The 14,315-nt window shown below is 45.3% G+C and carries 12 protein-coding genes; all 12 read right to left on the reverse strand.

Going from position 1 to position 14,315, the window contains the following annotated elements; translation table 11 throughout:
* Nucleotides 1-4: 4 nt before the first annotated feature.
* Entirely contained in the window at nucleotides 5-1,387 is a 1,383-nt protein-coding gene (locus tag CLV59_RS04175) for a PAAR-like protein (RefSeq protein ID WP_111590733.1), read from the reverse strand.
* 12 nt (nucleotides 1,388-1,399) lie between these two features.
* The gene (locus CLV59_RS04180) at nucleotides 1,400-2,290 is read right to left on the reverse strand and encodes a hypothetical protein (RefSeq protein WP_111590734.1); all 891 of its coding nucleotides are present in this window, start codon (nucleotides 2,288-2,290) and stop codon (nucleotides 1,400-1,402) included.
* Complete coding sequence (locus CLV59_RS04185; protein WP_111590735.1) at nucleotides 2,284-4,104, reverse strand: type VI secretion system Vgr family protein; 1,821 nt, start codon at nucleotides 4,102-4,104, stop codon at nucleotides 2,284-2,286. Before CLV59_RS04185 ends, CLV59_RS04180 begins: the two co-directional genes overlap by 7 nt.
* A gap of 27 nt (nucleotides 4,105-4,131) precedes the next feature.
* Nucleotides 4,132-4,743 carry a hypothetical protein gene (locus CLV59_RS04190; RefSeq protein ID WP_111590736.1) on the reverse strand — a complete coding sequence of 204 codons (612 nt, stop codon included), beginning with the start codon at nucleotides 4,741-4,743 and terminating at the stop codon, nucleotides 4,132-4,134.
* A gap of 1 nt (nucleotide 4,744) precedes the next feature.
* A complete protein-coding gene (locus tag CLV59_RS04195) occupies nucleotides 4,745-5,665 on the reverse strand; it encodes a hypothetical protein (protein ID WP_111590737.1) in 921 nt (306 codons plus the stop codon).
* Between the two features lie 84 nt (nucleotides 5,666-5,749).
* A complete protein-coding gene (tssD, locus tag CLV59_RS04200; protein WP_111590738.1) occupies nucleotides 5,750-6,148 on the reverse strand; it encodes a type VI secretion system tube protein TssD in 399 nt (132 codons plus the stop codon).
* 108 nt (nucleotides 6,149-6,256) lie between these two features.
* Nucleotides 6,257-6,661, reverse strand: coding sequence for a type VI secretion system tube protein TssD (gene tssD / locus CLV59_RS04205; RefSeq protein ID WP_111590739.1), 405 nt, complete (start codon nucleotides 6,659-6,661; stop codon nucleotides 6,257-6,259).
* A 247-nt stretch (nucleotides 6,662-6,908) separates the two neighbouring features.
* Entirely contained in the window at nucleotides 6,909-7,445 is a 537-nt protein-coding gene (locus tag CLV59_RS04210) for an NAD(P)H-dependent oxidoreductase (protein WP_111590740.1), read from the reverse strand.
* Nucleotides 7,446-7,498: 53 nt separating this feature from the next.
* Complete coding sequence (locus tag CLV59_RS04215) at nucleotides 7,499-8,890, reverse strand: DUF5458 family protein (protein ID WP_211323720.1); 1,392 nt, start codon at nucleotides 8,888-8,890, stop codon at nucleotides 7,499-7,501.
* A gap of 83 nt (nucleotides 8,891-8,973) precedes the next feature.
* Nucleotides 8,974-9,420 carry a type VI secretion system contractile sheath small subunit gene (locus tag CLV59_RS04220; RefSeq protein ID WP_111590742.1) on the reverse strand — a complete coding sequence of 149 codons (447 nt, stop codon included), beginning with the start codon at nucleotides 9,418-9,420 and terminating at the stop codon, nucleotides 8,974-8,976.
* A gap of 88 nt (nucleotides 9,421-9,508) precedes the next feature.
* Nucleotides 9,509-11,929 (reverse strand): ATP-dependent Clp protease ATP-binding subunit, encoded by a 2,421-nt coding sequence (locus CLV59_RS04225; RefSeq protein WP_111590743.1) that lies wholly within the window; start codon nucleotides 11,927-11,929, stop codon nucleotides 9,509-9,511.
* Nucleotides 11,926-14,304, reverse strand: coding sequence for a type VI secretion system protein TssR domain-containing protein (tssR, locus tag CLV59_RS04230; protein ID WP_111590744.1), 2,379 nt, complete (start codon nucleotides 14,302-14,304; stop codon nucleotides 11,926-11,928). Before tssR ends, CLV59_RS04225 begins: the two co-directional genes overlap by 4 nt.
* Nucleotides 14,305-14,315: the final 11 nt, after the last annotated feature.

A 14,315-nucleotide genomic window follows, 5' to 3' on the forward strand; every position in this document is an offset into this window, starting at 1 on the left:
TAAATCAGAACCATCCTGCTATTGTCTTACCCAGTCCACTGCCAAGAAGGCCGCCTATGGCTCCTCCTACCAATCCGCCAACCACGGTTCCTACACCGGGACAAATAGCAGTACCAATTATTGCCCCCAATTCGGCTCCTGCCCAACCACCGGCGAGCGCGCCTGCTGCGCCGCCAACAGCCTTTTGGGTTTCTTTACCAAAGTGTCCTTCTTCCTGGTAAGTATTGTAAACATTAATACCTTCCAACACAACGCCTACTACTATGAGCCCTCTGCCAGCTACTTTTCCGGCAGCACTCAATACTTTGGATCGGGATACTGCCTGTGAAACCTTGAAGAGTCCTTCATTTGCACCCGTAGCTAATTTACTATTTCTTACGGCCTGAGAGAAATTTGAATTTGCCAATGCCTTAATAGGACGTGAATTACGGACAGACGAGCGTACGCCATTGATAAGCGTGCCTGCCCGACTCGGTTTAATCTCCAATGTCTCTTTCTGGCCACGGGTTTGTTTGTAACCCCTATCATCCATCGTTTCAGAATGCATCCTGCCATCTGGCGCTACCTTGATCATTTCGCGATTGAGCGTACCCATATCATTGGCTTGGGCCATGGCTGCTCTGTCGGCCGGATTAATCCCGCCATTATCTATATGTGCCTTTGTCCAGCGTCTGCTGGTTTCGCGACCATATGTTTTAGTATTCTCTAAAGTGGCGCCATTATACTTGGCATCTGTTAATTTGTAAGTACCATTTTTTTCATAAGCCCCATCTATTCCGGGAGCAGTATTTTTATCAATATTGATCACCGGATGCTCAGATCGTACATCTCTCCAGCCTTCCTGGCGATGATACACGTTATCTTTCATCTCTCCGTAGTTCCCGCCTCTCCTGTAATCCTTATCGCTGTTCGGTCTTACCAGACTTAGTTTACCATTTTCCACATCATAAATGGTGCCTCGTTGTACATAATCCAATGTGCCATCGTAACTACCAAAGGTCCAGGAGCCAGCGCCAAGACCAGTTACGCCATCGGCTATTGGGCCTAAGGCGCCGCCGCCACCGGATGGCGCATTAAAATCGACTTTTACTTTTCCCCCTTGCTTACACAACAGGCACGCGTCTTCAAATACAAGCTTATACCCATTCACTTTCACCCCCTGGTTACATTTATCCCAGTATATGGGTTGCGGTTGGCAACTGCCTCCAGATGCGGAACACCGACCCATCGGCATAATATTCTCCCCGGGGATCATATCCATTTCACTCGCTAGGTTTTCGCCATAGATTTTGGTATTGTTGTGATGCGTCACCTTCAGACGGGTAGGAGCGCTCCCTTTATCGCAGGTGAGCCAGCTATTATCAGGTATGTATTTTTTTGTTCCCATATTGCCGGATATTTACGCGGTAGGTGCCGCAGCAACATTGAAATTCTTTTTTAGTTCATCAGCTCTGGCTGTATCAATTCGTTCCAGCACATGTGCAGAAGCAACGGAATACCAATCAGCCACTTTTGTTTCCAAATACAGTTCGCCAGCCAGTAACCAATGCTGTTTGTCGTATTGTAATTGTTCTTCCATCGACACATCCAATTGGGCGCTGACATTAAACATTCCGGTAAGATCCTTTAGCATACGGGCAAACATCTTCCTGTCGAACTTACTTTCATCCAGTTTGCCCTTTGTCTCCAACTGGCAACTATACTCGCCAATACCGTATTCTTCTGTCCAGGTAGCCTCAACGGATAGTGGCAGATCTACCTGTCCGAAAAAACCATGGAGCAATAAATGCTGCTGATGTGATCCTGGTTGTCCATCGAAATTGTCCTGAAAGAAAAAACGCCAGCCACTGTATCCCTGTAACGATTGCAGGAAGCGTGGTTTGTCTTTCAACAAAGCATCGGTTGCTGCAATGAGTTCTTCCAGTCCTTCTTTCATATGTTTATATTTCCTGCGGAGATGCGTGACATACGAGGTTTCCCATTTCTCACGAATCTCGAAGAGGTTGCGGATGTCTTTCAGTTGCCCTGCTTCATCCAGTACTATTTTCAATGGCGATTGCAGGATTTCCATATCCATGGCCCATTCATGGATGACAGCAGTACCTTCTAATTGTTGAGCAAGAAGCTGGTACTCGTAGATCGTGTCTCCCTTATCTTCTCCTATCATCTTCATCCGCACTACTTTCTGTTGTACGAATTCCATCAACCGGCCGCCAACAATGGTTCTGTTGGCAGAGGTCAGATGATATAAAGCTTCATCGCCTGGTTTGGGTCTGTGTATATTTAGCATTGATTGATCTCGATTTCGCTGGCAACAAATTCTCCTTTGGCGCCGCCATGGGCATGGAATTTCTCGCTTGCGGTGAGTGTAATCTCTTTAGAATCCAATTTATATACGCCGGCGGCAGAGCTGATATTCACATCTTTTGCAGTAGAAGTTAAGCTGATATCTTCTGTATCTGCTGTGCCGCTGATGCTCTTCTTTGCGCTGATGGTAACGGTGCCATCGCCGCCGCCTTGCTCGCCAGGTTGCGCATTGATCGTAACGCTGTTGCTGGCATTCAGCACGAAATCGGTTGTATTAATGACCATTTTCTGCGGAGCATTCAAAGTAACAGTCCCATCTCCATGCATGATCAACACGTTGCCGCTCGGGTCTTTCACGGTAACACTACCTTTATTGTCATCCAGGGTTACAGTAGAACCGCTGCGGGTAGTCAGACTCTTTACGCCATTTGCAGCACCGCCACCGCCGCCGGTTTTACCGTGGAACACGCTGCCCAGTACTAATGGTCGGGCAGTATTTCCTTCTTCAAAAGCTACCAGTACCTGATCGCCTTTTTCCGGAACAAAGGTGAAGCCTCTGTTCTTACTAACTTTATCAGAGCTACCGGCATCCGGTGTTACTACGCGCAACCATTCAGAAGCATCGTTGCAACTGCAATCCCATTTAAACTTCACTTTCACCCGACCTTGTCCTTTAGGGTCAGCATTATCTTCTACAATGGCAAGTTGCATATCTGCAAAAGGCTTGTCATAATCGCGAACAGGAATTTTTTCTGCATCGGCAGTAATTCCTTCGAAAGTATGATAGTAGTGTCCTACGCCATCGAGATGGTGATAAATAGCGGTGACGAGGAAACGACCGAGTTGTTGCACGTTGAAGTTCAGTACCTCTTTCACACTCATGCCTACATCCACTATTTTGCCAATGGCCACCTGCGGATTGTCGCCAGTAGCGGTAATTTGCAGCAGGTCGGCTATATTGGCTTTATCTTCATTGTCTACGAAGGTGTCCATATCTTTTTTTGTGTCGATACGCACGTTCGTAGGCTGAGAATATACTTTGCTATACAGTTCATTGGACGCATTCACGGCATGTGCAAGGTCTGGCTGGCCGGAGGCTGCGGCTTTGGCTTCTGCTTTGAAAAGTTCGTCTTCTGCCGGTTTGTAAGCGAACTTGCGGCTTTTCAGCGGGGCTACCTGCATAGCATATTGCAGACTATTCACATCGCGGCCGTATACCAGTTTCACTTCTTCCAGTTTATCCGGCTTGCCGAAATGAAGTTTAGACCCGTCATAGAAGAACCATTCATGGTATTCTGCAGAAAGGCGGTTGATAAAATCATAATCGCTTTCACGATATTGGATCATATAGTCAATCGGTTCTTTCCTGGCAGGATTCAGGGTGAGATTCAGTTCATTGGAGGGAGCGTCTTCGGTCGCTTTGCGTATGATACCGCTCAGGTCTTTATTGAGATAGGAGCCGAGATCAGGGCCGCGGTCTATCAAAATGCTTGGACTATAACCGCTGATGATGAGGGTTCCATGGTAGCCATGGCTTTGCGACAACTCTACGCGTGTTACTTTTCCCACGAAGAGTTGTTCTTTTCCCAGTTCACTACCAAATTGTACGGTAATGCTTTTACCCATGAATCCACGGGATTTTTCCAGGGATATCATGCCCGGGGCGCCTTGCTCATCATGGTTGAAGCGCAGCTCAAAATAATGATGCGCATTGAAGCGCTGTTCCAGGGTAAACGTCGAAAAATGCAGGATCGGCGTCCCTTCAATGTTGATAGTTACTTGCAGTTTCCCTTCCATAGGTTAACCTGTTTACAATGTTGAATGTCAGCCTTTGACAGGCCATTTTGCATAATATGCCACCACTCTGTATTCCCCGCCAATACGGGCGAATACGAAAGCAAAGAAGTTTTCCGAGCTACCATTCTTCTCCGGGTATTGTTCATATACCTCATAGAGCTTTGCGCCTTTGTCCGTTCCCTGCCGTAGTGTATTGTAGTAGTCCTCATCCATCTTATCATCTATCTCTTGCAGGTTCTCTTCGCCTGCTTTGGGTATCAGTCGCATAACGGCTGGATGAAAGATGTTGGAGTAGTATTCGCTGAATTCAGTGTTATGCACTATCCCAGCTGATTTATCTATTTCCATCGATTTCAGATCCTCATTTGTCCATTGTTTAGCTGTTTGCAACGGGAAATGAATGATCTTGCGGATGGCTGCTGAATCATTGTTTTTTACCGCCTGCTGGAATACGGCAAAGGCTACACGAAATTTCGCCTCATCTGTTTTAGCAGTCGGTGTACTATCGCTGTGGGCTTGTACGCTTTTTGGCTGCAGAGAGTCGGGTTGTTGACCTTTATCTCCGGACTGTCGGTTGCCGCAGGCGGCGAATGTCAATACAGCACAATATCCCAGTACAGCGAATAAAATTCTTCTCATATCAAAATCTTGGTATATAGATCAATCCCCTGTCTTCCATTCGTTTCAGTATCACGGCTGATCCGCATTGGGCAGAAACGGCCTCGCTATCGAACTTACCATCTGCTACATATTTTCCTTTCGTATATTGATTGGAGTAGCTCCAGAGATAAGGGGAGTTCATACTATGAAATTTAAAGTAGCCGAAGCCGTTATATGCCTCCAGTTTACGTAAGATGAAAGGTAGTTTCCAGTTGGTTACTTTATCGAAGCCCATTAATTTCAGGGCATCGATGGCGCTTTCTTCAAACGTGAAGGGGGGAGGGTGATTCACTTTGGGGCGTCCGGCGGGTACCTGTCGGGTAAGAGCAGTAAGCGGATCGCCGTTATGTAAATGTTTATTAAAACTGAAGCCACATTCCAGGTAGTGCACGCAAGCGATGAAATACCAGGGAATCCGGCCATTGGAAATGAAATTCAGGTCACTGTTTAACTCACTTATAAAACCCAGCCCGAATGGATTGGATTTCGGAGAGAATCCCAAAGAAAAATCCGGCAGCATTCCTGCGCCTTGCTGAAAGGAGTATTCCGGTACGCTGGCCGCGGGATTGTACAGCTGCTGTAAACTGCCGGGAAATGCATTGAACTGCGGACGACTTTTAAACAACGACGAAGTGCTGAAAGTGCCTTCCAACGCGCCGCCTGCCTGTACCATCGTAGAGATATCATCATATCTTTTGCGGTTGGCAATTACTTTATCGTCGATAATTTTGTCTACCTCTGCTATCTTTTCCTTTGTAATAGTACAGGTGTCAAAAAGGTGCTGATACTCCACGTCGGATGGCGTGGCGGGTACAGACTTGGCCTTAGCCTTCGTCTTCGCTTTGATTTTACCCTTTTGCTTTGGCTGTACAGTAGGCGATATGTGTTTCTTTTTTTTCATGTTGGCGTTAACAGGAATGACAGGGGTACTGCCCGAAGGCAGTACACACTGTGTGAAATGAATGATGTTCTGTTAAGGAACGCATTAACTTCTGCCTGGCCAATCGTTTACATGTTCTGCATTACCCAGTTTGAGGGTGCGTGCAGAAATCACGAAACTCAGCGTCATGGGACGGTTACCCACTACGTTGATGCCTTCATTGTATTGGATGATGTAGCTGTCAGTGAAAGTGAGCTCTTTCATTTTGGCATCTTCATCTGATTTTTTGATGATGATTTTGCCACTGAAAGGTTTATATTGATTATTCACCATAGACTCAATCACAGAAGTATCTTCCGTTGATTCTACTTCTACGTGAATAGTACCGCCGTATACGCCGGAAGAAGGACGACCTTTTGCGTCAACGTCGCGGTTTAATGAAAAACTGCATTGCAGTACATCGTAAGTTTTTGAGCCTAATTGAATTTTTGCGTTAAATGCCATTGTATTCCGTTTTAAAGTTATTCGAAGGTTGTTTGTACGCATGTATACGCCATGCAGACAAGCTGCAATGGAAGTTCATCATACATGAAGATCAGAGGAGGAGTGGGGTTACGCTTTATCCCTGCCTGGCCAGTCATTTACGTGCTCGGCATTACCGAGTTTCAACTTGCGGGCGGAAATAGTAAAGCGAAGTTTCATTGGATCTGATCCAATAACGCTGATACCTTCGGAATACTTAATGATGTAAGCATCTTCAAAAGATACTTCTTTCATTTTGGCATCTTCCTCGGATTTTTTGATGAGGACTTTACCAGCAATAGGTTTAAACTGGTTGTTTACCATTGCTTCAACAATAGAGGTGTCTTCAGTGGATTCGATTTCCACATCGATAGTACCACCATAAACGCCGGACGCCGGGCGGCCCTTGGCGTCAACATCCCTGTTCAGGGAGTAATTGCAGCTGAGTACATCGTACTCCTTGCCTGCCATGTTTAATTTTGCATTGAATGCCATAATGATTAAAATTTATAGGTAACAAATAAAAAAACAATGGTCTGCCTCGCACTAAAATGTGCCAGGTTCGGGTCGAACAAAACTTCCTATGGTTACTAATTAAACTGGTTCTTCTGATAGAAATGGTTCATCTTCGGTACAAACAACGCTCGCCTGATGTTTCAGTTCTATTCGTAAAAATAAATAATTTTCTATCGATTATAGCTTTCGTACAGGCATTTCATGCAGTGTTAACATAAATAAATCACTACATAAATTTCTCTCCGAATGCAATCATTTTCGCTATCCATTTTTTTGCATAATCATTCTCCGGAGAGTGCACATAGCCAATGGTGCAGGTTCTCACTGGAATGATTCTGCAACGCTCCAATACGTTCCTTTTGATGGCGTGATAAGTAGGTGTCTTATTCATCTGCCATTCTTTCCAACTGGCTTCATCCAATACAGACACTATGCGTGCGGATTTTCCGGCATAGTGCTGCCCTGGTGCAAACAGTCGGTCAAAAAAACCAGAGAGCTTGGCAGGGATAGAATCGTGATTCACTGTACAGAACAGTACAATATGATTCGCCCATTTTACTTTTTCTGCCGCATCCAGCAGATCTGGTTCCAACGGAGTGATCTGGTTATTGAACTGCTTATTGGGAAGGAATTTCAGGTCCATGATCGCTATCTCTTTTACGGTAGCGCCTACCTTTTCCGCTCCCTGCCTGTACGCTTTCGCAAACTCGTGGTTAATCCCTGTCTTTTCAATATCTCCGTGCAGCATTAATAAATTCTTCATACCCTTCTAAAATAGGGCTTTCGGAAGAAAAAATCAAACCGCCCGGTAGTGGATTACTTTGGCGTTGCGGCGTATTCTGTATTCCACGTACGTTGTTCATCTTCGCCCTTATAGCCGTCCAGCTTCACTACAAAGCTTTTTGCCGGGAAATAAGGAGTAATATGAATATCCAGGTGGATACGATCTTTCTGTACATCATCCTGCTCAAAACGAATGATTTTGAATCGTTCGATGAGGGCGTCCGGGCCTTGGATACTATCCAGGAACTTGACGATCTGTGCGCGCAGGTCATGTTCTGTTTTGGAGTTCCAGTTCTCAAAAGCGCGGCGGTTCAGGAAATCAAACAGTACTTTGGTAATATAGTCGAACACGCGTACCACAGAATAGGTTTGCAGGCCGATGTTGTCTCCGTTGAAAAGGGTCTTCGCAGAGAATGCCATTACCTTGCCGTATTCATTTACCATAGGTACCAGGCCGATACGCTCCAGTTGGGAGATCTCACTCTTCTTAAGATCAAAGCGTACCCCGTCGGCTTCATTTACGGCCCCGTGTTTCTTACCGGCAGTCACCTGGCTCATTAAAGTATAATACATCTTTCCAGCCAGGGAAGCAGAACCGGGAACATGCAAATCATCTTCTTCGCCGGCAGATTCCACTTTACCGCGGCCTACCAACCAGTTGCAGGTCATGATGACATTGGAACGGTAAGCATCGGCGCCAGTGAGATTTGCAGAGGTAAACAAATCGATCACATCATCCGGTTGATCCAGATTAGCGAAGTCCGTTACCAGCATCGCTTTGTTGTTATGGGCAATCTTTGCCCATCTTTCCACTACTTTGTTAGCGCCCAGATAACCTGGTATCACCAGCAGGGAATAGTTGTCGCGCAGATCCAGGCGATCGTAATTGTGTTTGAGCTCTTCTGCCACATGCTCAATGAAACGTGGATTATCCAGGTCTGTGAGCTGCGACATGGCAGCATTTATAATATTCACATTGGTGAGTTTATCACTTTCTGTGTTCTTATAGAATTGATGTACGGTACGATAAGCCTGTTCCAAATCTCGGGTCGCTTCCAGTGCCTGGCCGATATTCTTTTGCAGCAAGGCTTCCGATTCCTCTGCACGGTGCTGACTCTCGTCTTTCAGTTCAGATACGGTGGCATCTTTACTGAGCAGGTCCTGCCAAAGTTGAATTTTTTTCAGGAGCTCTTTCCTTTCTGTGGCTTTATCCTGATCCGTTAGAAATATCTTTTTGCGTGCTTTACGCTCGGGGTTGAGATTCTGCAAACCATCCACAATGGCTTCAAGGAAATCATATCCGCCAACTTTTACCAGTTTTTGCAAACTGTCTTCCAGGGACATGGGAGCTGATGTCGAAGCTGCGTGCTGTAGTACAGGACGCTCCTGACGAGTCTCCTGCGTTCTTTCGTTTGATGCTGACATGCGTTTGTGTTTATCGCCACGAGGTGGCAGGGATTAATTCAGTTTTCAATCTATGGTTAAGTGCTGTCGGGTCCTATCGTATGCTATATATTCTGCTGCAATTCTTTTGCAAGGTTTTCCAATGCGGCAGCAAAAGCCTGGCGTGTTTCGGGGTTTTCCAGCGTCGCTTTCAACGTCTTGTTTGTTTTGAGCTGACGTATGATGTTCAGATACATTTCACTTTCCACATTCAGATCACGCAGTTGGTTGCTCTGCTGTATCATACTTTTTACTGAAAAATCACCGAGGTGATCAAAGTGTAATGTTTCATTAACAGTAGACCCGTCTTTCTGCTCGAAATCTACGCTCACTTTAGGTTTGAAATGTTTAAAGACTTCTTCTACAGTTTTCAGGCCTTCAACAATTTCTGGTTTAATGGGTTCCTGTTCGGTTAACTGCTGAACGAATAATGTCTTGTTTGGAGAGATGTCAACAAACGCTTCTGACGTATCAATTCTTCGTTCATTTCCCCCGATTTCATAATTAAACATAATCGGTACTTTTTTTTGATGATAGATATTCAGTGTTATAAAACTAATGATTTTTCCGATGAACTCGGCACACCTAACTATTAATTTTTTAAGCCTCGGTGATTTTCCAAACCAACTCTTCCGTTCCATCCTTTAATAATAGTGTGATCTTTTTACCAGAAGATACTTCTCCTGAAATGATTTGTCTGGATATGGGCCTTCTTAACTGATTTCTGATAACACCCGTTATTTGTCTTGCTCCATATCTTGGCGTAAACCCACTGAGCGCAAGCGTTTTCCTGGCATCATCTGATATCTCCAATGTTATATGCTGCTTGTGTAATGCTTCCAGTAAACTCTTCAGTTGTATATCAAAAATCTTGATCACATTTTCTTCAGTAATAGGACTGAAAGGTACAATCTCAGATAACCGCGCTAAAAATTCCGGCCTGAAATGTTGCGTCATCAATTCCATTAATTGATTAGGCTGCGGCATTTTAGCATTATTGAACTGCGCTGAGATCCATTCACTCCCAATATTGGACGTAAATAATATCAATGCATTGGAGAAGTCGCCCTCCTTTCCCAATCGGTCATGTATCAGTCCCTCATCCATTATTTGAAGAAAGATGTCAAATACAGAAGGGTGGGCCTTCTCAATTTCATCAAACAACAATACGGTATATGGCTGCTGCCGAATTTTATTCACTAATAATCCGCCTTCTTCATAACCAACATATCCCGGAGGTGCGCCATACAATAATGCTGCACTATGTTCTTCCTTAAATTCACTCATATCAAAACGGATCATCGCCTTTTCATCATTGAAGAGAAATTCCGCAATAGATTTGGCTAGTTCCGTTTTACCGGTTCCTGTAGGTCCCAGCAAAAAGAAGGACCCTATCGGCTGTCCCTTTTTTCCCAAGCCGCTACGAGATTCCAATATTGCTGCTGAAAGGGCCTTCAGTGCATGATCCTGACCTACTACCCGTTGTTTTAACTGCGCTTCCATATTCATGAGCTTCTCTCGTTCCTGGGTCTGTATTTTCCCAATAGGAATGCCAGTTTTGAAAGCAATGACTGCAGCCACATCCTGCTTGCCAGTTTCTGTAATTTTTTCCTTCGCAAGTTCTCTTAACTTATCAAGTGTCGATTTTAGATAGGAATACAGACTTTCTTCATCTTCCGGAGGCTCCGCATCAAGGCGGCCCAATAGCACCGGACTGAGTTTGCGTCGCAGGCTAATGAGCGTATCCGTAGATGAAATATTTAACTCTTCCTCTAATTCCTGTAACTCCCTGACGGAGGTATCGTTCATCATCCGGATAGCAGCCATTGTTCTGTCCAACAAATCAAATGCCGCATCCGGGAGGCGCCGGTCTTTCATATAACGTTTAGCCAGTCGCACACATTCTTCCACCGTTCCTGGTTGCACCTTCAGTTCGTGATGCGCTTCATATCGTTCCAGTTGACATTGCAGCATTTTAACCGCAGTGTCTATATCCGGTTCTGCCACCTGTACTACTTCGAAGCGGCGACTAAAAGCCTTTTCCGGTTCTATTATCTTCCTATATTCTTCAATAGTAGTTGCACCTATAACGGTAATCTCCCCACGCGCCAACTCTGGCTTCAGTAAATTACCTGCGCCCGATCCAATCGATCCCTTCAGGTCCAGCAGGGCATGGATTTCATCAATAAACAGAATTACCTTGCCTGATTGTTTGAGCGCTCCAATGATCTTTTTTAAACGATCTTCAATTTCGCCTTTGTAAGACGCGCCTGCTATTAATGCGCCAGTATCCAATTCCAATATCCTGGCATCTTTTAATGCACCTGGCACTTCCCCTTTCACAATCTGTTGCGCGAGCCCATCAATTAGTGCCGTTTTTCCCACACCCGCATCTCCCGTAATAATTACGTTCGGTTTCGACCGACGGCAAAGTACCTCCATGACCATACGTAATTCCATATCACGACCTATAATGGGATCAATTTTCCCTTGATTGGCGGGAGCGGTACGGTCAATGCAATACTTAGCCAATGCGCCGCTTTTCTGTTCTCCGGGAATCCCTTCTTCCTGAACAGAAGGCTGAATAACTGTATCGTTGAGATATACCTCCAGTAAATCCCTTTCTTTCACCGGAAAGGATTTCATCTGCTCTGCTGGAAAACCTATATTGGGTTTGGAAAGAGCAGTAAGTACACATACAGGGGTAATAAGATCCAGTCCCATTTTCAACCTTACATCATCTGCCTCTTCGAATACCAATGCTACTTCCGGTGTCCCCTTTACATCAGGATGCAGCTGTTTGGCATTGGGGAATTCGTCCATGCGTATTTCAGCCCACTCCTGTAAGTACCCCGGATCTTTATCCAGTGCAGTCAGCATGGGCCGCAAACCTGTTTCCTTATGCATTAGTCCTGCCAGCAGATGCGGCGGACCATAACTGGCATGATGCCGCTCCTTCGCAAGAGATTCGGCTACATGAACTGCATGCTTCACGGATTCGCTGAGATTGAGGATGTTCATAACTTCCAGTCGCTTTGTGAGATGTAGAAATAAGGTTTGCCGTTGGAGGTAAAGTAATCAGCTGTTTGTAGCTGTTTCTTCACTACTTCATTACACTTACGTAAATAAGTAATGAATTTTTCGAAGTCCTGTTCATGCATGCCTCGTTTCAGGTCGTTCACAGAATAACGACTAAATGGCTCCAGGTCTTGTGGTAAACCAGTTACCTTTTCCAGGTATGCCGGTAGTTTCATATTTCTGATGGCAGACTTATTATACAGATCTTTCCACTGGCTTTGACCATACGTTACATATTCTCTCACCAGTTTCTTACGGTAATCTTTCCTGTCCTGCTGAAGGTTATCCCCTGCGAGGCGCGACAAGAGATCCGATAATTGCAATACCTCGTCCTGACTCAACAGTATCTGGTATTCCATGGGAGAATTTTTGTCCACCAGTGGATCTTTCGTCTCCATATCGAAATAATATTTGAAGGCATTATGCGGGAGCTGTTCTCCCAGATTATTGGGTAATACCACTTTGCCTGTATTGATGGAAGACATAACTGGTAACGTAATCTTTTCCCTTAATCGTCCTGAGATCATAAATACGCTGTCCAGCGATTTGATGATCTGTTTATTATCGGTGTATACTTCACCGAGGAAGCGATTCAGGGCCATCATCATTTCACGGTTTGTTTTTACTGCGCCACGTCCCGGGAATACAATCGCCCCAGGAATCAGGCTCCCATCCGGATAGTTCAGGTAGTAGGAAACGGAATCGGTGTAGGCAGTGTTGAACTGTTGTGTTACAGCGAGGCCTTCGCCTTTTACCATACGGAGTTTTTTCTGATCTGCCTGTAACTGGGCCGCTCTTTCCAGCAGTTGTCTTGATTGTAAAACGAAATTATTGAACGACGGATCAAACTTGTTATAAACCTGGAATACCAGCATTCTGGCATCTACCTCTGCGAGTCCACGTACCAGTTGATCTTCCGTCGGTCCGCTTGTATTTTTCATATTGTTCCCTGTGCTACCTGCTACGATAATTATATTGGTCTGCATAGGGTAGTGTTTCAGTATTTTGACCGCTTCCTGGAGGCCTTCATAATAAGGTTGATCATTCACTAATCCATTACAACGCTGGGTCATGCCGGCCTGTTTGTTGATGAAGTCTACCAGTCGGCTGAAATTATCCGTGGGTTCAAATACGTTCATCCCTTTGGCCTGTACACAGCCTTCATTGGCACGATATACTACTGCGCCAAAACGGTAATTGTAACTGGCATATCCTTTCTTACCAAATACATCTTCAAAATTCTGAATAGTATTGGTGATACCAGGAAGATAATCGCGCATCGCGCTACCGCCATCGACTACAAAAATTACGTTGACATGATTGCCAAATCTGCGTAAATGCAGGTAGTTGTTATAGTCGATGCGGGTACCTTTGATGTTAATCACTGTATTGGATGATTTATCAAATACATTTCCTGCTACGGCTGATTTATAGGGCATGTTTAAACCAAGGCCGCGCTGTTGTACTACCGGCGCTGTACGGAATACGGGATTTCCCGGCTCCAGTAGCGGATCATATTCAAAGTTGCCTCCGTCTGGAGAAGCAGGTTTCAGGTGTTCTCTGAAATATTTTGCGGCGAGAGAATCATCATCAAAGGATTTGGTTTTGCCGCTGCCTACATAGAGCCGGCTTCCCCAAAGGTGCACCACATCAGCGGACACCCATCCGGAGGTAAGCGCTGCGGCGCTATCCGCAGTAAGTTGGCTTGCATGGCCCACTAATGCTTTCTTGCCATCTTCTGAAAACTTATAGATATAGATCAGATCATTCAGTTTCAGCTTTTCCGTTGCGGGCGTTTGTAGTTCCGGAGAGTTATAAACAATGATGGAATCATGAACGAAGTAGTATTTGGGCTGCACGATGGGGCCTGCGCCACTGATAATGCCTACCGCCTTGTAAGGGAAGCGGGTGCGCTCATCTACCAGGGCTTTTTGCCACATCAGCACCTTACTGCGTGGAATCCAGCCATAACTGACAGCTTTTCGTTTATCCCCAATACGTGACCCTTTCTTCAGGATGGAAGGATCATATTTTACCAGGCGCAGGTAGCCACCTCTTTCGTCACTGACAAAAAAAGGCTGCATGAAATTAAGCTTCTTGAAAACCAGGGTTCCGCCTGGGGTAGTAGTGGTGTAATTCCCTTCGCTATCGGAGAATACAATCCAGGCGCTGGCATCGGTTTTACCGGAAGGATCTTTTGTTTGCGGTGTCGGGTACCTGAAGTTGACAGGCATTTTCTCAATACGTTTACCCGAGTAAAACTGGGCTTCCGCATGGAAACAAAACAATGTGGCGATTAACAATACGATGACTCTCATCTGCTAAACAA

The sequence above is a fragment of the Chitinophaga dinghuensis genome (genome assembly GCF_003259435.1).
Classification (GTDB): domain Bacteria; phylum Bacteroidota; class Bacteroidia; order Chitinophagales; family Chitinophagaceae; genus Chitinophaga; species Chitinophaga dinghuensis.

What these genes read in the sequence shown, in the direction of transcription:
- CLV59_RS04210 (WP_111590740.1), bottom strand. Translation starts at nt 7,445, where the DNA reads ATGAAGAATTTATTAATGCTGCACGGAGATATTGAAAAGACAGGGATT.
- CLV59_RS04185 (WP_111590735.1), bottom strand. Translation starts at nt 4,104, where the DNA reads ATGGAAGGGAAACTGCAAGTAACTATCAACATTGAAGGGACGCCGATC.
- CLV59_RS04195 (WP_111590737.1), bottom strand. Translation starts at nt 5,665, where the DNA reads ATGAAAAAAAAGAAACACATATCGCCTACTGTACAGCCAAAGCAAAAG.
- CLV59_RS04175 (WP_111590733.1), bottom strand. Translation starts at nt 1,387, where the DNA reads ATGGGAACAAAAAAATACATACCTGATAATAGCTGGCTCACCTGCGAT.
- CLV59_RS04225 (WP_111590743.1), bottom strand. Translation starts at nt 11,929, where the DNA reads ATGAACATCCTCAATCTCAGCGAATCCGTGAAGCATGCAGTTCATGTA.
- tssD (WP_111590738.1), bottom strand. Translation starts at nt 6,148, where the DNA reads ATGGCATTTAACGCAAAAATTCAATTAGGCTCAAAAACTTACGATGTA.
- CLV59_RS04215 (WP_211323720.1), bottom strand. Translation starts at nt 8,890, where the DNA reads ATGTCAGCATCAAACGAAAGAACGCAGGAGACTCGTCAGGAGCGTCCT.
- CLV59_RS04190 (WP_111590736.1), bottom strand. Translation starts at nt 4,743, where the DNA reads ATGAGAAGAATTTTATTCGCTGTACTGGGATATTGTGCTGTATTGACA.
- CLV59_RS04220 (WP_111590742.1), bottom strand. Translation starts at nt 9,420, where the DNA reads ATGTTTAATTATGAAATCGGGGGAAATGAACGAAGAATTGATACGTCA.
- CLV59_RS04180 (WP_111590734.1), bottom strand. Translation starts at nt 2,290, where the DNA reads ATGCTAAATATACACAGACCCAAACCAGGCGATGAAGCTTTATATCAT.
- tssR (WP_111590744.1), bottom strand. Translation starts at nt 14,304, where the DNA reads ATGAGAGTCATCGTATTGTTAATCGCCACATTGTTTTGTTTCCATGCG.
- tssD (WP_111590739.1), bottom strand. Translation starts at nt 6,661, where the DNA reads ATGGCATTCAATGCAAAATTAAACATGGCAGGCAAGGAGTACGATGTA.